Raw genomic sequence first — 23,050 nt, 5'->3', positions numbered from 1 at the left:
GACTCCCACTTCACGATTTAGGTGATTACAAGATAGTCCTTCAAGGCCTGCTGCAGCGTCCCTTTTGTTTCTGCTTTATTATCTACCTGAACCCCTGAACGGATCATTTTCGTAACAACTTCAGGGCGTAATCCAGTCACAACAGCTTTACACCCCATCATTGCCGTTCCATCGAGGATTTTCATTAAATCATTGATCATTTCAACTTCCATTTCAATGATACCGGATAAATCCAAGATCAAGGTCTGTATCCGCAGCTTCCCTATCTCCATCAATACTTTTTCCTCAATTATCCGTATTCGTGAATAATCGATTGTCCCAATTAACGGAAGGACACAGGTGGTGGAATTGACTGGAATGATTGGGACGGATAGATTTTCCACCAAGTTTTGCTGAGCCAGGATCAATTTATCTTTGTAATCGGAGTAACTGACGAAAAAGGATTTAAGAAATACATCAACCTTTTCATTCACTTTTTTCTCTAATTCAAAAAAGGTCTTGGATTCACTAAACACTACTTTTGCACTTTCGAACTTATAAAGAAAGGTCCAAAGAGTTCTGCGGAGGGCCTGAATCCATTCCAGCTTGAATGAAAGCGTCAAGGAGTGGGTGGCCCATGTAACTCCCTCTTGTTCGGCAAAGGTAATCATATCCGTTTCATTCTGTTCCACTATATATCGGATGAGCTTATGTGCATTATTCAAAAGGTCGACATTTCCAATCAGCAGAATTTCTTCGATTTTATCCCTGACATTGACAGCTTCTGATAAAAGATATTCTTCAAATTCACTTTTATTCTGCAAAAGGAATTCCATTATTTTTTCTTCCTCATAAACAAAACTCACCCTTCTCCACTCCCTTTTTGAACTTCCAACTGTGATTTTTGTTACTAATTACTTTCTATATAGGTGAAGTTTTTTCCTGCTGATTGCTCATATTAAAGATGTAAATGGGTAAAAACCGGTTACATCTTCTCGCCTGAAAAAACATTTTTCGATGCAGAAGAAAATATCAGGTGGGTGGACGATTTCCCATATTTAATGGCTTCATCAACGAAGTCCTCCAGCGTTTCCATGGAAAATGTACTAATTTTAATCAAATAACTGTATTGACCGGCTAACCGGTGGCATTCCAGTACTTCCGGATGGTTCAAGCTAAATTGATAAAAGTCTTTGCATCTATCCGTTTCGAATAATATGAATGCCGTTATGCTCCTATCAAGTTTTTCAAGTGATATTTCGGTTTTATATCCTTTTATCACTCCGCTTTCCTCTAATTTATTCACACGTTCTTTCGTTGCTGGAGCCGTTAAGGAAACTTCATGTGCCAGTTCTTTCATGGACATGCGCCCATTATTCTCCAGCAAGGAAAGTATCTTTTTGTCCGTTCGATCCATTTCAATCACTCCCACTTTTTATTATTAATAAAAATCCATTAAATACATTATAAAATAAACAGAAGCGAGATGATTACATAATTTATCGTATGTATTAGGCAATTTCAATTTTATATAATAAATACAAATATAAATAAGGGGGATGCTGCTATGAAAAAAGTATTGATGCTGCTATCCAATGGATTCGAAGCGGTTGAAGCAAGTGTGTTTACGGATGTATTGGGCTGGAATAAATTAGAGGGTGATGGTACCACTGATCTGGTTACGGTGGGACTTCATGAACAATTGAAATGCACATGGAATTTCATCGTGCAGCCCGAATTGACTATCGATCAAGTGAACCTTGATGACTTCGATGCTTTGGCCATTCCAGGAGGTTTTGAAGAAGCCGGTTTCTATGAGGATGCCTATGATCAGAGGTTTCTTGATGTGATCAAGTATTTTCATAACAAGAACAAAATCATAGCAACCATTTGTGTAGGTTCTCTCCCATTAGGAAAAAGCGGGATATTGGATGGAAGAAAGGCCACTACGTACAACCATCCAACCAGTAAGAGACAGGGGCAGCTAAAAGATTTTGGTGCGATTGTCGTTAATGAACCGATTGTCATCACGGACAATATCATTACATCCTACAATCCTTCCACAGCATTCGATGTGGCCTTTACGCTCTTGGAAATGCTCACTTCAAAAGAAAATTGTAAACATGTGAGGGAATTGATGGGCTTCCATTAAAAATGTGCTGATGAAAAAGGTTCCGAATGAATTCGGAATCTTTTTCACGTCACTTCCAATAAGCCAATGAACGGGTTTTCATGGATTCACTAACTGTTTTGTTGATTCTGGAAGGACTTTATTCGTTGCATATTCGATGATGACCCATACTGTCGAATGACATCCAGACTATCCAGCTCGCCATTGGCGAATTTATCTTCAACGCTTTGAATGTTTTCCTCAAGCCATTGTTTTCGGTTGGTTTTGATATTTTAAGTAAACATAAATGTTTCGCTATGCTTACACAACAATCTTATTTATCAGGTGTTTCCGATGTGCCTTCCTCACTGTTTTTGAGGTAAACTTCAGAAATTCCATTCATACCTTCCAAAAGTTGCGCTTTAGTATACTCCATACTGCCAACCAGTTTATGAAGCTTCTTATCATTATTCTCTTCTGTAAGTTTAGATTCTGAATCAGTCACATTTTTTCACCTCCATCATTTTAGGATGGCAAATCAAGATGGAAATATGTATGATAGGGGGACGATGATAGACAACCTCTTAAAGTCCAATTTAGGGGAAAAATGGTATCTCTCTTTGGAATTTGTACTTCGAAAAAGCAGGAAATGATTATTTTATGGATCTTTTTTAAAAAATCAGCTGTTTTCATGGAACTAAAGGGATATACTATAGGATAGCTTTTATTACATTTTTGTTAGTATTTCTTCTTGTCACACATTGTGTAATATTTTACAAGTTTTTCTATTTATATCAACAAAATGCTTAATGCAAAGGAGAATTGGATATGTCAGAAACGATTACCCAATCACAAACTGAACAACTTAATGCCCGCCAAAAACAATTAGATGTACTGGACCAATTATTAAAGCCTGAGGTTCAGGAATCATTGAACACTTTAGTTGAGCAGTTACCAAAACTGACTGAATTAGTGAATATTTTAACAAAGTCTTATGATTTCGCTCAATCGGTTGCGACTGATGATGTTTTGAAAAATGATACGGTCAGCGCCATTTCGGAGATCGCGACACCTGTAGTACATTCAGTAAAAGGGCTTGCGGCTAATGCCATCGAAGCTAAGGATCGTGCTGAAGTGAATAATGATGTGATCGGTCTTTTCGGTCTGTTAAGGATGATGAAAGATCCGCAAGCACAAAAACTTTTCCGTTTCGCCCAAGCTTTTCTTGAGGTCTCTTCAGAACGTAATAACCAAAAATAATTTGATAAACTTTCAATCAGTAAGGACGGGGGATTAACTATGTCAAAACAAATCATCATCTTAGGTGCAGGTTACGCAGGATTACTATCTGCCTTATCCGTACGTGAATATTACAATAAAGATGAAGTTCAGGTTACAGTGGTGAATCAATTTTCAACGCACCAAATCATCACCGAATTACACCGTCTTGCAGGCGGATCCATTTCTGAACAAGCCGTTTCCATTCCTTTGGAAAAGCTTTTCAAAGGAAAAGATATCGACCTTATCATTTCCAAAGTGGAGTCTTTCTCAGTCGATAACAAAGAAGTGAAACTTGCCAATGGTTCCACTTTATCTTATGATGCCCTGGTTGTTGCTTTGGGAAGCCAAACAGGATTCTTCGGCATTCCGGGACTTGAGGAAAACAGCATGGTCTTGAAATCCGTAAATGATGCAAACAAGATTTACAAACATATCGAAGATCGCATCCGCGAATATGCACAAACCAATAATGAAGCGGACGCAACCATCGTGATCGGCGGCGGCGGATTGACGGGCGTTGAGTTAATCGGTGAAATCGTGGATCATTTCCCTAAAATCGCTAAAAAGTTCGGAGTGGACTTCAAGGATTTGAAAATCAAGCTTGTTGAAGCTGGTCCAAAAATTCTTCCGGTCCTGCCTGATCACTTAATCGAACGTGCGATGACAAGCTTGGAAGCACGCGGCGTTGAATTCTTGACAGGTCTGCCTGTAACGGGTGTTAAAGGAAATCAAATCGAATTGAAAGACGGACAAACGATAACTGCCAATACGCTTGTTTGGACAGGCGGAGTTGCGGCTCTTCCTATCGTAGGCGAATCAGGCCTTGAAGTGGATCGCGGTAAAGCAACCGTTAATGAGTTCTTGCAATCCAAATCCCATAATGACGTATTCGTTGTCGGGGACAGCGCCGTTGCTTTCCCTCCAGAAGGCGGACGTCCATACGCTCCTACTGCACAAAATGCTTGGCAAATGGGCGAGCTTGTTGGATACAACCTATATGCAGCCTTTGAAGGCAAGAAACTTGAAGAATTTTCACCTGTAAACTCAGGTACACTTGCGAGCCTTGGCCGTAAGGATGCGGTGGCAACCGTTGGGGCCAATAACACGTCCCTTAAAGGTCTGCCGGCTACATTGATGAAAGAAGCAAGTAATGTTCGCTATCTAACACACATCAAAGCCCTATTCAGCCTAGCTTATTAATTTATTATCGCCGTGACATGTCACGGTACATGCCCTTTATTCCCGTTTGGAAATAAGGGCATTTTTCGTTTCAAAAAAGGCGGGCCCCCACTGAAGGAGCCCGCCATATTTCACTCTACATTACTATGTTTGGAATAAGTAAGCTCGTGGCTTATGGACTGGGTTAATGAATAGTCCAAGCATACTGCATCACATAAAACATGTACACATTGATCAAACAATGAACTTAACGGCTGGACGCTTTTCGTTTCATGTTCCAAGCGATTTTTCGTTGCAGCCGGAATCACCAAGACCTCATGAGAGACATTCGCTAAATCCGATTGGTCATTAGTCGTGATCGAAAACACCTTGCATCCCACTTCCCTGCCTTTTGCCGCAACCGATATCACACTTTTGGTCGAGCCGCTCCCGCTAATGGCTATGATCAGATCGTCTTTTGCAATAGAAGGAGTAATCGTTTCCCCGACTGCATAGACGTTTAAGCCAAGGTGCATCAATCTCATCGCAAAGGCTTTGGCCATGAAGCCCGATCTGCCTTCACCCACGATGAAGATCCTGGTGTCAGACCGTAAATTTTTTAGGAGCGCATCCGTTTCCCCTCCGTCCATTTTGTGAAATACACCGTTCATTTCTTCTAAAATAACCGCAATTTCCTTTTTCAAACTTCCTTCACACCTTTCTCCCCATTCACCGTTTCCTTAATTAGACGGGCAGCTTCTGCTGGATACTTTGCTTTTGTAATCGCCGAGCCAATGATAATGACATCAAGCCCCTTCCTGATCATAACAGGCAAGGACGAAAGAGTGATCCCTCCTGCTGCAGCTCTCATGGACCCAGCATGATTTCTCATATTGATCATGGCATGACCTGAATTCTCCTGGCTGTCCTTGCTTACATGCTCACAGAATATTGCCTGACTGTAAATCCGTAATTGATCAAGCCGGGTATCGGATACATTCAATAAATCAATCATGATCTGCCCCTTGTATTCACACGCTTTTTCCAGGCATTTTTGGATGGTTACATCCGATGCAGCCCCCATTACCGTAGCTACATCAGCCCCGCTTTGAAAGCAAAGATCCATTTCATAAGCCGCATTGTCCATCGTCTTCATGTCGGCAATGATTTTTTTTTCAGGAAAGTGATTTTTCATTTCTTTGATGCTGTTCACTCCGAACTCTTTAATCAGAGAAGTCCCCACCTCAATCCAATCAATCGAGGCTTCCACGCTTCGTGCCATTTCAATGGCTTCCTCCATATTCATGCGATCCAACGCCAGCTGAATCTTCAAGACGAAACCACCTCCATTTGCTTGACTGGCGTAACCGCAGGCTTTTTAACCATCAATGTGAGTAACGCTGAAATCAATAAAGATCCCGCCATGAAAATATAGGATGCTCCAGGCCCGCCGGTCAATCCGTTTAAATATCCGACGAAATAGGCACCTACAAATGAGCCAAGCGCCCCCATGCTATTGATCAGGGCCATTGCTCCGCCAGCCACATTTCTTGGAAGGATTTCAGGAATGATGGCAAAGAACGGTCCATACGGGGCATACATCGCACCGCCTGCAATGACCAACAGGGCATATGAAAGCCAGAAATTCGATGTGCCGAGCATGAAGGACCCGAAGAATGCGATTGCCCCGACAAGCAGCGATGTCCAAACGAACGTTTTCCGATTTAATGTTTTATCCGAAAAATAGGATAGTGCCAGCATCGATATGACCGCTAACAAATAAGGTCCGGATGAAAGCCAGCCCGTTGCCACTATATCCATGTTCGACGCCTGTTTAATAATGGACGGCAGCCACATGACGAACCCATAAACCCCGATGCTCCACATGAAGTATTGGATACTGAGCACGATGACCTGCTTTGACTTAAAAGCTTCCCTATAATTTTTTACAGGTTTTAATGCAGCCTGTTCTTTCTGGAGGGTCGCTTCCATATCTTGCTTTTCCTGATTTGTAAGCCACTTGGCATCTTTGGGACGGTCATTGGCGAGCTTATACCAGATAAACGCCCACAGGACAGCCGGAAGTCCTTCAATGATGAACAGCCATCTCCAGTCGAATGCCTTCAATAGGTAGCCGGAAAGGATCGACATCCACAATACAGTAACAGGATTCCCCAGAATCAAAAAGGTGTTGGCCCGGGAACGTTCTTCTTTTAGGAACCAGTGGCTAAGGAAAACGAGCATCGCAGGCATAACAGCGCTTTCAACAACACCAAGCAGGAAGCGAATCGGATAGAGCCATGCCACACTTGTCGCCATCCCCGTCAATGTGGCCAGTCCTCCCCAGAGAATCAAGCTCCAAAAAATCAGGATCTTGGCACTTTTCTTTTCTGCATAATGTGCACCTGGAACTTGAAAGAAGAAATAACCAAGGAAAAACAGCGCGGCCAGAAAGGAAGATACCCCGGCTGTGATATTAAGGTCTTCCCCCATTCCTCCCGCTACTCCAAACCCATAGTTGGCACGGTCGAGATATGCAAGACTGTATGTGATGAACACTAGGGGGATCAATCTCATCCACCTTTTTCTCGAAGCTACTTGTAATTGAGACATGATTGAAGCACTCCTTTTTTCATAAAGTGTTCTAGCTCTTCCATATTAGGGAGGCCTTCGTGATCTCCGGGAGACATCACGGCCTTAGCCCCTATCGCATTTCCGCGTAAAACTGCTTCTTCATACGATGCCCCTTCCAGTAAAGCGCTAATTACCCCGACAGCAAACCCGTCTCCTGCCCCTACGGTATCCACGACTTCCGTTACGGCAAAACCAGGTACCTCCTTCCTTTCATTTTGGGTCGCAAAGTAGGCTCCTTCTTCCCCGAGTTTAATCACCACAAGCTTAACGCCGAGTTCGAGGTAGTAACTGGCGATATCCTCCTTGTTGCTGTATCCTGTAAGAATTTCACCTTCCTGCATTCCGGGAAGCAGCCAATCCGCCTCTTCCGCAAACATATTGACGATGCTGATCATCTCCCTTTCATTCGGCCAGAGTGATGGACGCAGATTTGGATCAAATGAAACGGTTACACCCTTTTGTTTCATATGATTCAAGACTTGCCACGACAGCTCTCTGAAACTACTGGAAATGGCAGGAGGTATCCCCGTTAAATGCAGGTGCTGAGTTGAAGGGAGCTTCTCCAGGGGAAAGTCCTCCAGGGAAATCTTACTCGCACTTGAATTCTTCCTAAAGTACTCAACGACCGGATCTCCTTGTTCGACTTTCGATTTTAACTGGAACCCAGTTGGATTGAGTGGATCCACCAAAACATTGGAGACATCCACCCCCTCATTTGTGAGCGTTTTCATAATCATGCGCCCGAACGAATCATCCCCCACTTTGCTCATCCATGCAGTTTTAACCCCTAACCTTGACAGGCCAATCGCTACATTCGTTTCCGCCCCCGCCACATAACGTTTATAACTAAAGCAGTCTTCAAGATTCCCTGGCTCATCCGCTATGAACATCGCCATAGCCTCTCCCATCGTCAATACCTTAAGCTCGCTCATGGCTAACACCCCGCTCCATTTTCATGTGTGAAATATAGGTTTCTACATTTTCCAGGGTTACCGGGAATTCTATCGCTCTCGGGCATGTACCACTGAAACGTTCCATTAACTCTATTACATCAGGCTGCAGCGGCAAAGATACCGGCTCGGTCACCCATTCCTCTTTCTCGCGCTTCACTTGCTTCAAATGAATATAGTCCACATATCCCGCTAAATCTTTCGCAGCCTTCATTGGAACTTCTTCTGTATACAGCCAGTTGCCCGTATCAAATGTCAATCTAATCGGGATATCCAACTTTTCGGTGCGACTCAGGAAATGAGCGATCCGGTTTACATTTCCACCGCCCAGCGTTTGATCGTTCTCGATGGTGATTTTTAATTCACGGTTTTGCAGATTTTCCACCAAGACCTCATTCATTCGAAACATATCAGTTTTAAAGAAATCGTAGTTTCCTAGAGGCATCTTCAGCAATTCCGCTCCCAGTTCATCCGCTTCCCTTGCCAAACGTTTAAAACCTATTTCATTCATTTGATGGTTTGTTCCGATCAGGAAATCAGGAGCGGAATAATAAATGTCCAAGTTAAGCTCCCTGCATAAGGCACCCAATTCTTCCAACGTATCATCCGGGCCCAATAGCTCTCTTCTGATTTCGATTCCATCAGCTCCGGCAGCCGCTGACGCTTTTATAATTTCAAGATGTCCGAGTGTTTGAAGCACTTCCAGTGGTATTGAATTCATGCATACAAAGACTTTCATCGTTTATCCTTCCTCCTTTTGAATAAATGGTACCGGTACCATTTTACTTTTAAATAAAGTCTTCCATGCTTAGAAGACTTATTTCTGTATAAAAGGCGTCGTTTGCCTAACATTCAATTTCGCTTGATACGCCATTGTCTGCGCTGGGGAAACCTGTCCATCAATGCGGCGCAGGATCATTTCCATAGCAGCGACCCCTATCTGGTATGTGGGCTGTTCAATCGTTGTAATGCCCGAATAAACAATGGTGCTCCAATCAGGATTATCAAATCCCATCATGGCTAAATCTTCCGGGACCGACAGTTTCTTTTCTTGTAAAAGTAAAATTAATTTTAATAGCACGACGCTATTTGCCGTCAATATAGCTCTTGATACTCCTTTTGAGTCATCTAAAAAATGCTGGAGCTTGGACTCGACATCTTTTAAATCGTCGACATTGACTTCATAAACATCACCTGAACTCGGATGACTGTGGCTCATCAGCGTTTGCTGAAAGGATAGCCGCCGTTCATACCTGGTACTGACCTTGCTTGCAGGTTCACTGAAAAAAGCAATTCGTTCATAATTTTGGCCAACCAAATAATTGACCGCTTGTGAAGTAGCCTGAAAATTATCCAATCCTACCGTATCGATTTCAAGATCTGGCACCTTCCGATCCAAAAGGATGATCGGGGTCTTTTGCTCTTGCATCTGTTTTAGCATGTCGTGATTTCCGCCAGTCGTATGAATGATAAGTCCGTCGATGCGATGGGATAGAAGCATATCAAAATAGCCTCTTTCCTTCTCGGGGTTATTATCCGAATTGCAAATCATCAGATTATATCCATTCTGGCTGCATATATCCTCAGCCCCCCGAAGGATGGCCGTCGTATATGGATTGTTGATGTCCGCCACGATGATTCCAATCAAATAACTCTTATTGCTTTTGAGCCCTCTTGCCATCGTGTTTGGGCGGTACTCCATTTTGTTGATCGCCAGCTCGATTTTCTTACGGGTTTTGTCAGAGAGTTCATCATATCTCCCCCCTAAATAACGGGAAACGGAGGTTTTTGAAACACCTGCTTCTCTAGCAACATCGTAAATTGTAACTTTTGCGTTTTCTTGTTTAACCATTACATTCATCCATTCGCGAATTTTGGAACCGGTTCCATTTTTATAAATATTAACACATTACCAATGAATGTCAATCCATTTTATTCAAATTCTTCTCACATCAATTTTAAATAGCAGAGCATGCGTTTGATACACGAGCTTCTTCTTCCGGTTCCTGAATAAATACTCTTTGTTTAAAAATTAGAAAACCAATTTTACCGTGAAGCATATGAAAAATAAAGTAGTATCACTGCACCAGGGTTGACTTAGATACAGAAAATCACGATCAATTCAACGGTGAACTTGATGATAAATCCCCCTTATTGTTCGATGACATCGAGTAGGCAATTTTGCTTCCATTTTATTTAAAGAATCCATTTTGAAAGATCAAAATGGATTCCTTTTTTTGCAGGGATATTTAAACTTACATTTTAGTCGGCGCCGAAATTCCCAATAAACTTAGCGCATCCTTTAAAACAATCGCAACAGAAAAAGCGAATGAGAGCTTCATTTGTTTCCATTCATCTTCAACTAAGATTTTCGTATGTGCATAATACTTATTGAATGCACGCGATAACTGCAAGCTAAATTTCGCGATTTGTGATGGGTCGGCTTGTTCAAATGATTTTTGGACAATGATCGGGTATTGCTCCAGCAGCTGGATGACTGACCACGCATATTCTCCTAAAGCGTCATACTGGATGGCCTGCTCTTTAAATTCACCTTTTTCAAGCAATGAGGAAATTCGCGCAAATGTGTACTGTACATATGGACCCGTTTCTCCCTCAAAATTCATCATTTGCTCTAATGAAAAATCAATATCGTTCATACGGTTATTTTTTAAATCATTAAAGATTACCGCTCCGACACCAACCTGTCTTGCAACCAGCTCTTTCTGTTCAAGCGCTTGATTTTTTTCTTCAATATTGCGCTTCGCAGTTTCGATCGCCTCTGCCAATACATCCGCAAGCAGCACGACTTTCCCTTTACGTGTCGACATTTTCTTACCGTCTTTTAACATCATGCCAAATGCTACGTGCTGCAAATCTTTTGACCAATCATAGCCCATTTTTTCTATGACGTTAAAGAGTTGCTTAAAGTGCAGGGATTGTTCGTTTCCGACAACATAAAATGTTTTCTTCGCCTCATACTGTATTTTACGATACATGGCTGCAGCTAAATCACGCGTGGCATAAAGTGTCGCACCATCCGTTTTCGTAATCAAACAAGGCGGCATATCTTCCAATTGCACGACATAGGCACCTTCGGATAAGGTAAGTAAGCCTTTTTCTTTTAGTTCCCCGACAACAGCATCCATTTTGTCATTGTAAAACGCTTCGCCGGCATAGGAATCAAAACGGATGCCCAATAAATCGTAAATCGTCTCAAATTCTTTTAGAGACGCATCCCTGAACCATTTCCACAATGCCAGTGCTTCCTCGTCCCCATCTTCAAGCGACTTGAAGCTTGCGCGTGCTTGTTCATTCAACGATTCATCCGTTTCAGCTCTTTCATGGAACTTCACATAGATTTTCAATAATTCCTCAATCGGCGAAGCTTCGATTGCCTCTTTGTCGCCCCACAGCTTATACGCGACAATCAACTTACCGAATTGCGTGCCCCAATCTCCTAAATGATTAATACGCACTGCATTGTAGCCGTTTTTTTCGGCAATGTTAGCCAGCGCATTCCCTATGACCGTTGAGCGTAAGTGCCCCATGGAAAAAGGCTTGGCAATATTCGGGGAGGAATAATCAATCACGACATTTTCCTGTACAGGCTGCATCGAACCATACTGATCCTTTTCCCTTAATATCGTTTGCAGCACGTTTTCCGTCACCATCTGTTGATTGACGAAGATATTCAGATAACCCCCCACTACGTTCACTTCTTGGATCAACTTACTGTTTAATTGTTGGGCTATTTCAGACGCAATCACTTGAGGCGATTTTTTGAATTTTTTCGCAAGAGTAAAGCACGGAAAGGCGACATCACCTAACTCCATCAATTTTGGCTTTTCCATTAATTTTTCTATTTCACTTGCTGGCATTTCATTGTTCAAAGCAGTTGAAATCAATTCTGCAATTGGTTTATTCATCGTCATTTTCCCTCCTAAACAAAAAAGCCCCCGCCTCTAAATAAGAGACGAGAGCATAGATTCCCGTGGTACCACTCTAGTTGCCACAAATTGTGACCACTTTCCATTGTTAACGAGGTGACTCCCCGATTTTCCCTACTAAACGTTTCAAGAAATTTCTCCAAAGTGCGCTTCATTCATCCGTCCTGCATTAGGCTCCCACCATCCCTAACTCGCTTTCCATTTCAAAATGAACTACTCTCTTCATCACAGAATTTTCAATATTATAATTTAATCCATAGTACACAATTTAAAAAAACGTGTCAACAGGATTTAAGAAACAAATCCTAACCAGCCGGTAACTTCATTTTATCCTTGATGGTCGAAAGATATTTCCTAACTGTCCCTATTGTGCCGCTTAGCTGATTAGACGGTTCAATTTTGGATTGACCATCGGCTAAAAGCCCTAACACTCCCATTTCCCGGCCATTATTGCTGGAAGACTCATCTATAAGTTCTGGGGAGTATATTCGCTTGCCATCCATTATGCTGCGAATCGAGCAGGCTAACTCTTCACCCGGGCTATCCTTCAATAAATAACCACTTACATTAGCTTTTAATGCGAGTTGAAAATAACCAGTCCTTCGAAATGTCGTTAAAATGACCACTTTGCATTCAAATGACTTTAAAGATTCCGCTGCCTCAAGTCCGCTCATTACAGGCATCTCCATATCCATGATACAAACATCAGGCTGTAATTGCTGTACAAGTGACATCGCTTCTTCTCCATTACTGGCTTGCCCGACAATTTCTATATCTTCTTCAAGATTGAGTAGAGAACTTATTGCCTCTAACAGCATTTGCTGATCTTCTGCAATGACAATTCGAATCATTTTAAGTTCTCTCCTTTATCGAGTTCCTTATATGAAACAAAGACTCCCCAAAATCCAAGGATTAATAAGGGAGTCTGAAATGATACATGAACGTTACAGTTCAGATTTCACTTGAGCGGAAACGCTTTTTTTCGTTAAATATTTTATGTCTTTAAATCCAACAAAATTCTTGGATTCCTCATCCCATAAACGGAAACGGAGTGAGCGCAAGCTTGTCGCAAGAGTAATCGTTGGAACGTTCTTTAAAGGCTGCGTATTATTGTGAGCCATTTCCAATTTATAGTTAGGTACCCTTGGACTTAAATGGTGAACATGATGGTAACCGATATTACCAGTAAGGAACTGCATCAGTTTTGGAAGCTTATAAAAAGAACTTCCTTCCACTGCTGCTAATACATATTCCCACTCCTCATTTTCTTCAAAATAAGAGTCCTCAAATGTGTGCTGGACGTAAAACAGCCAAATGCCCACTGAACCAGAAATCATGAAAATGGAACCTTGTACCAGAAGGAACGACTGCCAGCCTACTGCCAGGCAAAGCAATGTTGCTAATACGACGATTAAAGCATTCGTCAAATACGTATTCATTTTCTCCTTCTTTCTAGCACCTTTACGGTTAAATCTATTTTTAAGAAGGAATACATAAATTGGACCTAAACCAAACATAACCAATGGATTGCGATAAAAACGATAGGCAAAACGAATTTTAAGCGGTGCAGCCAAATATTCATCTACCGTAAGGGTCCAAATATCTCCTGTACCCCGCTTATCCAAATTACCGCTTGTTGCGTGATGCACAGAATGCTCATGCCCCCACTGATCAAACGGGAATAAAGTCAAAACACCCATGATCGTACCGACTGCTCTATTCGCACGGCGGCTTTTGAAAAATGAATGATGCGTACAATCATGGAAAATAATGAATATTCTTGTCAAGAAGCCAGCTGCAATCACGGCTGGAATTAAAGTTAACCAATAAGAAACGGAAAGACTTATATATGCTAGGTACCATAGAATGATGAACGGCCCCAAGGTATTGACGATCTGCCATATACTTTGCTTTGTCGTTGATTGTTCAAAAGGAGCAATTTGTTTTCTCAAGTTCTTCGTATTTTGCAAGGTCATTATTCAATTGCACTTCCTTTTATTTGTCGTTATTCATAGTATAAAGAAATCAACCTGAAATTATTAGTACCAGGTGTCATGACTAGAAGATGACAAATGTCATGTACAAGTCATTTTCAACGGCAAACAAGCTAAACCAGTAAAAGCTGGTTTACCTTTCCTATTTTCGACAATGCCACACTACCCTCCACGGTAAACGTAAAATGAACTGTCATAAATCTCGAAGGCATGACAATTTTGATAATACAATAGTAAGTAAAATGATTTTAGAGAGAGGTTTGTTATCAACAAATGCTACTTATGATAGGCTTAGACTATAAGGATTTACCAGTTAAAAAGCTGTAAAGGGGGATTAGATTGGATAAGGAAATGGAGAAAATAATTGTAAAATCATTTTTCACCAAAAGGCTCCAAGATAGAGTTCTGTTCGAATTGTCTTCAGCCAAGAAACGCAAAGATGCCTTAAGTCGACTCTGTCATACTTACAGAACAACTCTTCGTGAAGAGTATATCATTGAGATTCCAAAACCTAATTCAGATCCAGTAGATATAGCTAAATTACTGAAACAGAATGGTGCTGAACACTCTTGTTATGTAATATCCTGGGATGAAGATATTGACGGTAAGGAGCTACCCTTATTAACTGCCTTAGAAAAAGCTGTTGGGATGGGGATGCCGTCAATTATATCCTGCATACCAAATAAACTCGCTTATTTTGAAGCTGAACAAGAAATCCTTCCATCTCCAAGATTTTTACTTAAAAGAAACCATATATAGGACTACCAAGTCCTATTTCTAAAAATATCAACATTAATCTTTAGTTACTGTCTTTTTAAAAATAAATAAAGACCATAATCCGTCGAAGTAGAAGCATAACCCATTTGGCGTAACATGGCTGTGATATTGCCACGGTGATATGTTCCACAGCATAATCGTAAATCCTTTTTATATCCCTATTTTCTTCTATATAGGGCCTTTCCACAATGTACCTCTATTTTAAAGGCTATTCTCCATAGTAAACTAGTAAAGTTAAATTTTACAAAGGGGAATAAAATAATTGTGAAAAAATTCTTTGGATGTTTTATTATGTTAAGCCTTCTTTGTATGTGTCTCTTTCCAACCAATGGTCATTCATCAAGTAAAACCCAAAACGTAGGTTCTGTTAAAGTGGACAATACAAAAGTTTTTAGTTCTCCTAAATTAAGTTCTACTCTATTAAAGACCTTAAAAAAGGGCGAGGAGTTTCCCATCATTTCTTCTGTCGTTGGGGATTCCGCGAGCCCTATCATTCATAAAGTAAAGACTGGAAACACATTATGGAAAGTAGCAAATCAATATGGAGTTTCAGTAAGTGCGTTACAAAAAGAAAACAAATTGACTTCTTCCGACATTACTGTTGGCCAAAGCCTGAAGATTCCCCAGAAATATAAGATCCATAAGGTTGTATCAGGCGATACATTGTGGAAGATTTCTTCTAAATATAAGGTAACCACAAGCGATTTGACGAAATTAAATAACTTACAAACGGTTACCCTTAAAGTGGGCCAAAAATTGAAGATTCCGGATTATTACTACCAGGTTCAATTGCTTGGCGGAAAAAAGGGATGGATAAAGAAATCCCAACTTCAAAAAAGGGCGCAAAAACGTATCGTCATGGGCTGGACGCATAATGGATCGAAAGAAAACTACACCCAACAAATTAAACACCCCAATTTAAATGTAGTTTCTCCTCGTTCCTATACACTGACGGATACCGGTAATTATGTTTCCGTTTCTGTAGATGAAAAACTCGTCCAAAACGCTCATAAACAAGGAAAACAAGTTTGGCAACTTATCGGTAATAAATTTGACCCTGTTTTAACTGGCTCTGTACTAGGCAGTACAAAAAAACGCCAGAAATTAGTTTCAACTTTACGCGATTCACTTGTAAAAACTAAAAGTGATGGAATAAATGTAGATTTTGAAAACATCGATCCAAAAAATAAGAAGGACTTTGTACTTTTCATAGGCGAACTTAAAAAGGCACTAAAACCACATGGAATTAAAGTATCTGTGGATGTCACCCGAGAAAATGAAGACCCTTTTTGGTCAAAAAGTCTAGATAGGAAAGCACTTGGCAAAATAGCGGATTATATAATCATAATGGGTTATGACGAGCATTGGGGAGGAAGCCCAGTAGCCGGGTCTGTTTCCTCGTTACCTTGGATCAAAGAAGGAACGAAGCTTTTAATGAAAGAGGTACCTGCCCATAAGATCATATTGGCTGTACCATTTTATACGAGAGAATGGGTAACCGATTTATCGACCAATAAAGTGAAAAGTCATGACCGTACCATGGCTGAGGTCAACAAAATCATTTCATCTCATAAACTTAAAAAGGTATGGGATAAAAAGACTCAACAAAATCACGTGGAGTATACTTCCAAAGGGAAAAAGTATCAAATATGGATAGAAGATAAAAAATCGATGAAGCTCCGTATTGACCTGGTAAAACAAAATCATCTAGGCGGTGTATCTGCTTGGTACATTGGATCAGAAACTCCTGACATTTGGGATGTATATCATTTTAATCAATAGGTTAATAGAAAAACCATAAAGGAAAAAGGCCTCACATTGTGTGCGGCCTTTTCTGCATGACATCATTTTCAGTCGGTCTTGAAGTCTTAAGCGAATAGACCACTCCAATGAAAATCAATGAAATACCCAAGATTTGAATCCTGTCCGGTTGAAATCCTGAAAGCAGAATATCCAATAGGATGGCAACTGCCGGATCTACAAAAATCATGAAAGATACTACATTTGTAGGCAAATGGCGAATACTATTAAAAAATAGAAGATACACGACGCCTGTATGAACGATGCCAGTAAGTACCGTATAAAGCCATTCGGAAGTTTTTAGCGTTGTGTATACTGAAAAATCTACAAAAGGAATCAATAATAGGAATCCAATGAACATTTGCAGAAAAGTGGTCGCATATACACTTGTCTTTTTAATGCTCTTTCCTAAAAGCATGGTTGCCGCATAGAAAAACGCAGCAATGATTCCATACATGATGCCTTCCCATTCAGGAGATGATGATCGAAATCCATCTGTTCCCATAATGAATAATGTGCCAATGAAACAAAGTGAAATTGCCAGGATGGAGAATAAAGTCATTTTCTCCCTAAATATGAAGCTGCCTATAATGAGTACAATGATCGGAGCTAAATGATAAAGAGAAATGGCAATTGTCACGGATATCAGTTCGAAAGATTTAAAGAGGAATATCCAGTTTAACAAGTTGGCCACTGCGCAGAAAATGATAAGCATTACCTCTCTACCATTCCATCTTTCCTTCTTGAAATGTCCGGTGATCATCCATGCTGCACATAAGAATACAGCAGCACAAATGCAGCGAACAAAAACCAGTTCCAATGCAGGAAGTCCTGATAGTTCTGAAAAGAAACCGACAGAACCAAAGATTGTCATGGCTAGAGACAGTTGAAAAAGTGCAATTTTATTCATTTAATTTCCCCTTATGAAATTACTATTTTTTACATTAATATTATCATTTCTCGGGCATGCCGTCACGAGTGATGATATTCTCCCACATATGATCTGGAATCATTAATTTACACCTGCTATCGCGCGGCAAGGTCGTCATGATCTCGTCTTCCCTACCCTCCTTTATTTTATTAGCCCAGTCCGGTTCCATCAGTAGTTCTCTTCCTAATGCGAAAAGCGGTATATTTTTCTCCAGCACAGCATTTGCTTCCTCTGGTGTATGAATCGATCCAAGTGATATGAAACTGGTCCTGCCTGCGATGATATCGCGGATGATTTCGGTCCTTGTTAACCCCATATTCAATCCACTTCTGGGGATGGACCAGACATTTTTAACAGAAAGGTGTAAATAGGAAAGCTCTTGGCTTGCCAATTTATCTACCAATGCAGCTGTGTCATCCATTTTTAATCCGACTTCTTCCGGTTCTTCAGGGGAGAAGCGATACCCAATAATGAATTCCTTGTCTGCGTATAGATCACGGATTCGCTTCACCTCCGCGATGACGGCAAGTGGAAAATGCATTCTATTCTCCAAATTCCCTCCCCAATGATCTCTCCGTCTGTTAGAGTGGGGTGAGAAAAACTGCTGAAGGAGATATCCATTCGCTCCATGGATTTCCACGCCGTCGAATCCTGAACGAATGGCATGGCGGGTGGCTCTTCCAAAGTCTTGAATAGTGGATAGAATCTCAGTGTGGCTCATTGACCTTGGAATGTATTCCCCGCCCATTTCTTTATAAACGGTTGCAATGATTCCACTCGGACTTACCATTTTTTCTCCGCCTGTACAGCTTGGAAGGCTCTCGCTTCCTCCATGATGAAGCTGGAGAATTGCTTTTGCACCTTTTGATTTGATTGTTTTTGCAAGCTGTTTGAGTCCAGCGATGCTTTGCTCGTCATATACTTTCATTTGCCGGGGAAAGCTTGTAGCAACAGGGGAAATGGCGGCAGCGGCAGTAATGAACATGGCGGGTCCATCTGCTCTTCTTTTATAGTAAGCTAATTCCTGGTCAGAAACCAAGCCATCCTCTTGACCTGAATAAGTGGTCATGGGCGCAACTACAATCCTGTTTTTAAGAACCGATCCATTAGAAAGCGTGTACGGTGAAAAAATTTGCTCGTATTTCCGTTTCATCATTTTTCCATCACCCATTCGTATTTTATTTTTGTAATTTTATTGTATTCTCGACCACACCATAAGTAAAATGAATGTTTTTCATTACTTGGATTAGAGTTTCTCATGTATAATTCATTAGAAGAAAGGTGTGGGGCATTTGAACTTTTTTCAGTTGGAAGTCTTTTTACAAGTTGTTGAACACGAAAGTTTTACGAAAGCGGGAGACCGGATCGGACTGACTCAATCAGGCGTGAGCCATAACATTACAGCACTTGAAACGGAACTTGGTGTGACTTTATTAAAGCGTGACCGCAAAGGTATAACACTCACGACTGCGGGAGAACAGGTTATTCCACATATGCGGGCCATCGCTGCCAACCTTGCACATATCGAGCAAAAAATTGCAGCTGTGAATGGAATGGAAATCGGGAAAATAACAATTGGCAGTTTTCCAAGCTTTACTGCCAGATTCATACCTCTGCTATTCTCTGCCTTTAAAGAAAAATACCCTAATATTGATTTGCTGATTCATGAAGGAGGATATGAGGAAATCTTAAAATGGGTAGAAGAAGGAACAGTGGACGTCGGCTTTGCAGCAAAACCAGTAAAGAACGTGGAATTCATCCATCTGCTAACAGATCCTTTATCAGCTGTCGTATACGAGGGCCATCCACTTTCAGAGAGAACCGTAATTAACCTAGAGGACTTCGTTGATGAACCATTCATCATGCTGCGATCTGGCTGCGAAACACTTATAGAAGATAGGTTCCTTGAAGCCAAGCTAAAACCAAACATTTCATACGACATTAAAGACAATCAAACGGTCCTATCAATGGTAGCAGGAAAATTAGGCATCACGATTATGCCCGACCTGGCTTTGCCGGAAAAACCGGAACGTATCAAAAGCCTGCCCTTGAATCCGGAACTTTCCCGGGAGATTGGATTGGTCATGAAGTCGTCTAAAGACCTTTCACCCGTCGCAAAGGAATTTTCAAAAGTCGTTCAAGACCATTTCATCGGGTAATGAGCTGACATGATGAAGAAAAAACAAAAATCCCCTTTTCATGAAAAAGGGGATTCCTTTCGTGCCAGTGATCATCCAAAGAAAAGATCCAGCAGATTACTGCCTGCAGATGATTGCTTATTATAAAACTCCGAATAACCGCACTGCTTGCAATACACAACCGTAAATTGATTATTCTGGACATCGAACATTTTTGACAAGCCTGTTCCTGTCATGGCTACATCCTTCTTAGCAGCATCATTGCTTCCGCATTTCATACAACCCTTTTCGCTCATGATCCTTCATCTCCCAAATTTCATTTATTTACAGGGCTCATCAATTATGAGACTCCATGATCCTTCCTGGCAAAATCAATATACCTTGTTCCTTGGAAGGTTAAAGTGCCGTTATCCCCTTCTGCAAGAATACCAAACTCCCTGCCTGAAAGACGGAATTCGCCCCGATCTCCACTCTCAAATTCAAATGTACTAAAATAGGTCGTAGAGGTACTTTGCGAGGAGACATTTTGATCGTTTGTGTGAACATTTCTCGTGACTTTTGTCCGTTTACTTTTCACGATAGCAGGAACCACCAAGCGAGGGGATTCCTCGTTTTTCTTCCATTGACTAAGCCCGATGAATAATTGAACGATGATGACTATAAAAAAGATAACAAACATAATTCCGATAAAGTCTGGAGCACCTGTGAATACCCAATCCCCGCTTCCGCCAAAACCGTCCATGAGAAACCTCCCCCTTGCCAGATGTTAAAATATACGGATAAAATGGAAAAAAGTTTCAGCCTACAATGAAAAATATATACCTCATCCAATAACGAACCTCTAATGAGATTACCTATCCCAAGTTGTACAAATGTGACGCTAACACCTCCGGCTCTGAAAAAGATCTGTCGATATTATCCCCTTAAGGTAGGCAGTATAGACACTATTACCAGGAGGCTTTTGGCTAAAAATTATAAAGAACGTTTAAAGGAATTCGATAAACTGGAAAAATGCAAAAATCAGTGGAGATAGTTAAGGGTGAATAACGCGAAACACATGAATTTCCGAAAATAATATAGTATAATAAAGGCAAGAAAAGAATAAAATAAAAAAAAGGTAAGGTGCTCTAACACCCTGCCCAAAACATCATAGAATTCCCTTCAAGGGGGAAAGCTTACTCAGGTGTTACAAAGCAAATAACCACCCTTTCTGCTTGCTGGCATGGGGTGGTTATTTTTTGTCGCTTTTATCTGTTATAGCAAGAATTAACATCGAAAATGCTATGCACAAAGCTTCATATATGCTCATGTAATCACCCCCTTTCTGTAAGGGGTAATACAAGAAGCTTCCACCCATGATGCAGACTATGACATTTATACTATTTTTATACCGTAAAACATATTGTTCTCTCCTAGTTTTTCCGATGCAATGGTCAACGACTCTATTAACCAATTAGCCTTTAGGATTATTTGCATGGAAGAAAAAACATACATCGAGCCTGTTACTCAAGAGGTTTCCAATTTGGATCTTTTATATCGGACTTATTAGGCTGTCTAACATTATTTATATATTCTTTATCAGAAACTCCAAAGTTTATATAATTTTGTTGTGCTTCTTTTAAGGAAACATGATTTGCTCCACCATCCTCATCAGGATATTTATATTGGTAATTATCATCTTCCCAAAAACAGATTTTACAAATATCATATGTTCCAGGTGGTTCTTCATCTAAAGTTTTATAGCCACAGCATGGGCATGTATACTTCAATTCCACGCTAATTCACCTCTTATTAGTAATATTTAGCATATTCGTTAAACTTGATAGGCTCGAAATGCTTGTTAAAGAAAAGCTCTGCAGCGATTCCCTCCACAGAGCTTTCTTCGAAACTATTAGTCTTTTATATAGTTAGAGTAGTGACAGACACCTACTTATGCTTTGAAAATAATGTATTTCCTTTCCCATCCGTTTTAACTCGGAAGATGTCCTCATGACCATTATTTTGTAGTAGATCCAATTATCCAGTTCATTTATATCTGACACTTCTTTATCCATCAATAATTGATTTTGTTCCCCATTCTTTTTCATTTTATAGACATGGTAATGATCACTTGGATTCAAGTAATAAATCCAGTTTTCATCTACGATTAAGGATGAAAACTTCTGATCGGTTATTTTCATTTCCTTACCATTTTGTTTATCCACTTTATACAAGTGATCTTCTGTATCTGTATAATAGAGAAATTGCTCATCTGCATCATCAATAATCTGAATATACGAAACTGTATCATTCAATTTCTTTATGTTTTCTCCGTTTAGTGACAAAGCTTCGCAACTTTTTTATAAACGGTTAAACTTAATTTGTAATCCACACAATGACTAATCTCTATCATTCTTTCTAAAATTAAACCATTGATAAATAATGTATCCAAAAGTTATACCAATGGGGCCAGAATAAGTAGCAGGTCCATCCGTTAGAATATAACTTAAAATAAGCAAAATGATCATAAAAAGAAAAAAACTAAAGATGTTCCATTTTTTCGCTTTTAAAAACTCCAAATTATTCTAACCTCCAAATTATTTAATAAATATCCGTGCTATCAAGACAGTTAAATATATAATATCGTGGGTTTGAATAATATGAACATATTCTTTATCACATCGCATTCTTATTCACTAAACGGCCAAACCCCTACAGGACACTGGTGAAAAAACATTAAATGACCTCTGCATCATCCAATCGTATTTCTGCAACCCTTCCACCTTGAACACACCAAAATTCTAAAGTAATATTCCGTTTATGGTCAATGTAGCCGATAATATCTGCTCCCTGTTCATAACTTTTATAATAATGATCTCCATACTTTGAAAGAACGTCTGTTTTCTTACTTCCTAATTTAATACCTTTGCTTGTTTGAAGGGAGTTTTCATATAGAGCGTCGTCCGTACTTGAAATGATTAACCGCATAATTTTCCCTTTATCCTCGTCTGAATTGATAGAGGCCGTTTTTAACCCGCCTTTCCAATAATAATAATCATATGCATTATTATTATCTTGATCGATGGGTTCGCCATATTCCCTAATAAATTCCGGACTCGATATGTTATCCAAAACTTTAAATCCCCCGATAGATTCATCAGACAAATCTGTTGATTTTGTCAATTTTTCAGAGAATGCCGAGTACACGTAGAAACCTAATGCTGTTCCAATAATAATAAGTACAATTATTAACTTTCGTTTATAATGCCTTTTTCCCATCTTTAAATCTGCTCCATCTCTATCGGTTTATTTTCGCGTAGGTCGAAATTATCGGTGTGTAGGCCGAATCATTGGGCTTCCCTAGTCATT

25 protein-coding genes, 1 pseudogene and 1 other annotated feature are annotated in these 23,050 nt (G+C 40.3%); of the genes and pseudogenes, 6 read left to right on the top strand and 20 right to left on the bottom strand.

Annotated elements, in window-relative coordinates; all coding sequences use genetic code 11:
• Positions 1-17: 17 nt before the first annotated feature.
• Positions 18-845, bottom strand: coding sequence for an STAS domain-containing protein (locus tag BS1321_RS16965; RefSeq protein ID WP_094246628.1), 828 nt, complete (start codon positions 843-845; stop codon positions 18-20).
• Between the two features lie 119 nt (positions 846-964).
• Entirely contained in the window at positions 965-1,396 is a 432-nt protein-coding gene (locus BS1321_RS16960) for an Lrp/AsnC family transcriptional regulator (protein WP_063235084.1), read from the bottom strand.
• 150 nt (positions 1,397-1,546) lie between these two features.
• Here BS1321_RS16960 and BS1321_RS16955 point away from each other — a divergent pair, with 150 nt between their 5' ends.
• Positions 1,547-2,131: a DJ-1/PfpI family protein gene (locus BS1321_RS16955; protein WP_063235083.1), complete on the top strand. Its 585-nt coding sequence runs from the start codon at positions 1,547-1,549 to the stop codon at positions 2,129-2,131.
• 292 nt (positions 2,132-2,423) lie between these two features.
• On the opposite strand, the gene BS1321_RS27550 is transcribed toward BS1321_RS16955, so the two are convergent.
• Complete coding sequence (locus BS1321_RS27550; RefSeq protein ID WP_155726503.1) at positions 2,424-2,594, bottom strand: hypothetical protein; 171 nt, start codon at positions 2,592-2,594, stop codon at positions 2,424-2,426.
• 323 nt (positions 2,595-2,917) lie between these two features.
• Between BS1321_RS27550 and BS1321_RS16950 the strand changes: the two genes are divergently transcribed.
• Positions 2,918-3,349, top strand: coding sequence for a helical membrane plugin domain-containing protein (locus BS1321_RS16950; protein WP_094246627.1), 432 nt, complete (start codon positions 2,918-2,920; stop codon positions 3,347-3,349).
• A 39-nt stretch (positions 3,350-3,388) separates the two neighbouring features.
• Positions 3,389-4,570 carry an NAD(P)/FAD-dependent oxidoreductase gene (locus BS1321_RS16945; protein WP_094246626.1) on the top strand — a complete coding sequence of 394 codons (1,182 nt, stop codon included), beginning with the start codon at positions 3,389-3,391 and terminating at the stop codon, positions 4,568-4,570.
• Between the two features lie 110 nt (positions 4,571-4,680).
• Here BS1321_RS16945 and hxlB read toward each other — a convergent pair whose 3' ends face one another.
• From hxlB to desA, 9 genes are all read right to left on the bottom strand, one after another.
• On the bottom strand, positions 4,681-5,232 hold the full coding sequence (gene hxlB, locus BS1321_RS16940; protein WP_230161454.1) for a 6-phospho-3-hexuloisomerase: 552 nt from the start codon (positions 5,230-5,232) through the stop codon (positions 4,681-4,683).
• The gene (gene hxlA / locus BS1321_RS16935; RefSeq protein ID WP_063235883.1) at positions 5,229-5,861 is read right to left on the bottom strand and encodes a 3-hexulose-6-phosphate synthase; all 633 of its coding nucleotides are present in this window, start codon (positions 5,859-5,861) and stop codon (positions 5,229-5,231) included. Before hxlA ends, hxlB begins: the two co-directional genes overlap by 4 nt.
• Complete coding sequence (locus BS1321_RS16930; protein WP_063235882.1) at positions 5,858-7,141, bottom strand: MFS transporter; 1,284 nt, start codon at positions 7,139-7,141, stop codon at positions 5,858-5,860. Before BS1321_RS16930 ends, hxlA begins: the two co-directional genes overlap by 4 nt.
• Complete coding sequence (locus tag BS1321_RS16925; RefSeq protein ID WP_063235881.1) at positions 7,123-8,094, bottom strand: sugar kinase; 972 nt, start codon at positions 8,092-8,094, stop codon at positions 7,123-7,125. Before BS1321_RS16925 ends, BS1321_RS16930 begins: the two co-directional genes overlap by 19 nt.
• Positions 8,081-8,851: a sugar phosphate isomerase/epimerase family protein gene (locus BS1321_RS16920; protein ID WP_063235880.1), complete on the bottom strand. Its 771-nt coding sequence runs from the start codon at positions 8,849-8,851 to the stop codon at positions 8,081-8,083. Before BS1321_RS16920 ends, BS1321_RS16925 begins: the two co-directional genes overlap by 14 nt.
• Before the next feature lie 78 nt (positions 8,852-8,929).
• Positions 8,930-9,964: a LacI family DNA-binding transcriptional regulator gene (locus tag BS1321_RS16915; RefSeq protein WP_063235879.1), complete on the bottom strand. Its 1,035-nt coding sequence runs from the start codon at positions 9,962-9,964 to the stop codon at positions 8,930-8,932.
• A gap of 403 nt (positions 9,965-10,367) precedes the next feature.
• Positions 10,368-12,047 carry an arginine--tRNA ligase gene (gene argS / locus BS1321_RS16910; RefSeq protein ID WP_411836535.1) on the bottom strand — a complete coding sequence of 560 codons (1,680 nt, stop codon included), beginning with the start codon at positions 12,045-12,047 and terminating at the stop codon, positions 10,368-10,370.
• Positions 12,048-12,081: 34 nt separating this feature from the next.
• Positions 12,082-12,300, bottom strand: a binding site (T-box leader).
• 67 nt (positions 12,301-12,367) lie between these two features.
• Complete coding sequence (locus tag BS1321_RS16905) at positions 12,368-12,913, bottom strand: response regulator transcription factor (protein ID WP_063235878.1); 546 nt, start codon at positions 12,911-12,913, stop codon at positions 12,368-12,370.
• Between the two features lie 93 nt (positions 12,914-13,006).
• Positions 13,007-14,038, bottom strand: a complete 1,032-nt coding sequence (gene desA, locus BS1321_RS16900; protein WP_063235877.1) for a Delta(5) desaturase DesA — start codon at positions 14,036-14,038, stop codon at positions 13,007-13,009.
• A gap of 357 nt (positions 14,039-14,395) precedes the next feature.
• Between desA and BS1321_RS16895 the strand changes: the two genes are divergently transcribed.
• On the top strand, positions 14,396-14,815 hold the full coding sequence (locus BS1321_RS16895) for a hypothetical protein (RefSeq protein WP_063235876.1): 420 nt from the start codon (positions 14,396-14,398) through the stop codon (positions 14,813-14,815).
• A gap of 44 nt (positions 14,816-14,859) precedes the next feature.
• On the opposite strand, the pseudogene BS1321_RS16890 reads toward BS1321_RS16895, so the two are convergent.
• Positions 14,860-14,961 (bottom strand): annotated as a pseudogene (locus BS1321_RS16890) (DinB family protein); the annotation flags it as partial.
• 163 nt (positions 14,962-15,124) lie between these two features.
• Between BS1321_RS16890 and BS1321_RS16885 the strand changes: the two are divergent.
• Positions 15,125-16,615 carry a LysM peptidoglycan-binding domain-containing protein gene (locus BS1321_RS16885; protein ID WP_232522702.1) on the top strand — a complete coding sequence of 497 codons (1,491 nt, stop codon included), beginning with the start codon at positions 15,125-15,127 and terminating at the stop codon, positions 16,613-16,615.
• 31 nt (positions 16,616-16,646) lie between these two features.
• Here BS1321_RS16885 and BS1321_RS16880 read toward each other — a convergent pair whose 3' ends face one another.
• Together BS1321_RS16880 and BS1321_RS16875 are read right to left on the bottom strand one after the other, a co-directional pair.
• Positions 16,647-17,543 carry a DMT family transporter gene (locus tag BS1321_RS16880; protein WP_063235875.1) on the bottom strand — a complete coding sequence of 299 codons (897 nt, stop codon included), beginning with the start codon at positions 17,541-17,543 and terminating at the stop codon, positions 16,647-16,649.
• A 43-nt stretch (positions 17,544-17,586) separates the two neighbouring features.
• Positions 17,587-18,720, bottom strand: coding sequence for an NADH-dependent flavin oxidoreductase (locus BS1321_RS16875; RefSeq protein WP_081113078.1), 1,134 nt, complete (start codon positions 18,718-18,720; stop codon positions 17,587-17,589).
• A gap of 136 nt (positions 18,721-18,856) precedes the next feature.
• Between BS1321_RS16875 and BS1321_RS16870 the strand changes: the two genes are divergently transcribed.
• Positions 18,857-19,723 (top strand): LysR family transcriptional regulator, encoded by an 867-nt coding sequence (locus BS1321_RS16870; protein ID WP_063235874.1) that lies wholly within the window; start codon positions 18,857-18,859, stop codon positions 19,721-19,723.
• Positions 19,724-19,794: 71 nt separating this feature from the next.
• Here the strand turns inward: BS1321_RS16870 and BS1321_RS16865 are convergent, their stop codons facing one another.
• The 5 genes from BS1321_RS16865 to BS1321_RS16840 all read right to left on the bottom strand — a co-directional run bounded on the left by BS1321_RS16865 (position 19,795) and on the right by BS1321_RS16840 (position 22,960).
• Positions 19,795-19,998, bottom strand: coding sequence for a zinc ribbon domain-containing protein (locus BS1321_RS16865; protein WP_063235873.1), 204 nt, complete (start codon positions 19,996-19,998; stop codon positions 19,795-19,797).
• Positions 19,999-20,042: 44 nt separating this feature from the next.
• Positions 20,043-20,444 carry a DUF2500 domain-containing protein gene (locus BS1321_RS16860; RefSeq protein ID WP_063235872.1) on the bottom strand — a complete coding sequence of 134 codons (402 nt, stop codon included), beginning with the start codon at positions 20,442-20,444 and terminating at the stop codon, positions 20,043-20,045.
• 760 nt (positions 20,445-21,204) lie between these two features.
• Entirely contained in the window at positions 21,205-21,471 is a 267-nt protein-coding gene (locus tag BS1321_RS16855) for a CPCC family cysteine-rich protein (protein WP_063235888.1), read from the bottom strand.
• A gap of 138 nt (positions 21,472-21,609) precedes the next feature.
• A complete protein-coding gene (locus BS1321_RS16850; protein ID WP_063235871.1) occupies positions 21,610-22,026 on the bottom strand; it encodes a DUF5050 domain-containing protein in 417 nt (138 codons plus the stop codon).
• 391 nt (positions 22,027-22,417) lie between these two features.
• Positions 22,418-22,960, bottom strand: coding sequence for a hypothetical protein (locus BS1321_RS16840; RefSeq protein ID WP_063235869.1), 543 nt, complete (start codon positions 22,958-22,960; stop codon positions 22,418-22,420).
• Positions 22,961-23,050: the final 90 nt, after the last annotated feature.

Source organism: Peribacillus simplex NBRC 15720 = DSM 1321 (assembly GCF_002243645.1).
Taxonomy (GTDB): domain Bacteria; phylum Bacillota; class Bacilli; order Bacillales; family DSM-1321; genus Peribacillus; species Peribacillus simplex.
Note: the sequence above shows the minus strand (reverse complement) of the source record. Positions and strands in the feature narration are given on the sequence as shown.

Coding starts and splice junctions, on each gene's coding strand:
- BS1321_RS16840 (WP_063235869.1), bottom strand. CDS start 22,960: ATGGGAAAAAGGCATTATAAACGAAAGTTAATAATTGTACTTATTATT.
- BS1321_RS16960 (WP_063235084.1), bottom strand. CDS start 1,396: ATGGATCGAACGGACAAAAAGATACTTTCCTTGCTGGAGAATAATGGG.
- BS1321_RS16875 (WP_081113078.1), bottom strand. CDS start 18,720: ATGATGAAACGGAAATACGAGCAAATTTTTTCACCGTACACGCTTTCT.
- BS1321_RS16885 (WP_232522702.1), top strand. CDS start 15,125: ATGTTAAGCCTTCTTTGTATGTGTCTCTTTCCAACCAATGGTCATTCA.
- BS1321_RS16865 (WP_063235873.1), bottom strand. CDS start 19,998: ATGAGCGAAAAGGGTTGTATGAAATGCGGAAGCAATGATGCTGCTAAG.
- BS1321_RS16920 (WP_063235880.1), bottom strand. CDS start 8,851: ATGAAAGTCTTTGTATGCATGAATTCAATACCACTGGAAGTGCTTCAA.
- BS1321_RS16945 (WP_094246626.1), top strand. CDS start 3,389: ATGTCAAAACAAATCATCATCTTAGGTGCAGGTTACGCAGGATTACTA.
- BS1321_RS16955 (WP_063235083.1), top strand. CDS start 1,547: ATGAAAAAAGTATTGATGCTGCTATCCAATGGATTCGAAGCGGTTGAA.
- BS1321_RS16950 (WP_094246627.1), top strand. CDS start 2,918: ATGTCAGAAACGATTACCCAATCACAAACTGAACAACTTAATGCCCGC.
- argS (WP_411836535.1), bottom strand. CDS start 12,047: ATGACGATGAATAAACCAATTGCAGAATTGATTTCAACTGCTTTGAAC.
- BS1321_RS16880 (WP_063235875.1), bottom strand. CDS start 17,543: ATGAATAAAATTGCACTTTTTCAACTGTCTCTAGCCATGACAATCTTT.
- BS1321_RS16930 (WP_063235882.1), bottom strand. CDS start 7,141: ATGTCTCAATTACAAGTAGCTTCGAGAAAAAGGTGGATGAGATTGATC.
- BS1321_RS16925 (WP_063235881.1), bottom strand. CDS start 8,094: ATGAGCGAGCTTAAGGTATTGACGATGGGAGAGGCTATGGCGATGTTC.
- BS1321_RS16915 (WP_063235879.1), bottom strand. CDS start 9,964: ATGGTTAAACAAGAAAACGCAAAAGTTACAATTTACGATGTTGCTAGA.
- BS1321_RS16905 (WP_063235878.1), bottom strand. CDS start 12,913: ATGATTCGAATTGTCATTGCAGAAGATCAGCAAATGCTGTTAGAGGCA.
- BS1321_RS16860 (WP_063235872.1), bottom strand. CDS start 20,444: ATGGACGGTTTTGGCGGAAGCGGGGATTGGGTATTCACAGGTGCTCCA.
- desA (WP_063235877.1), bottom strand. CDS start 14,038: ATGACCTTGCAAAATACGAAGAACTTGAGAAAACAAATTGCTCCTTTT.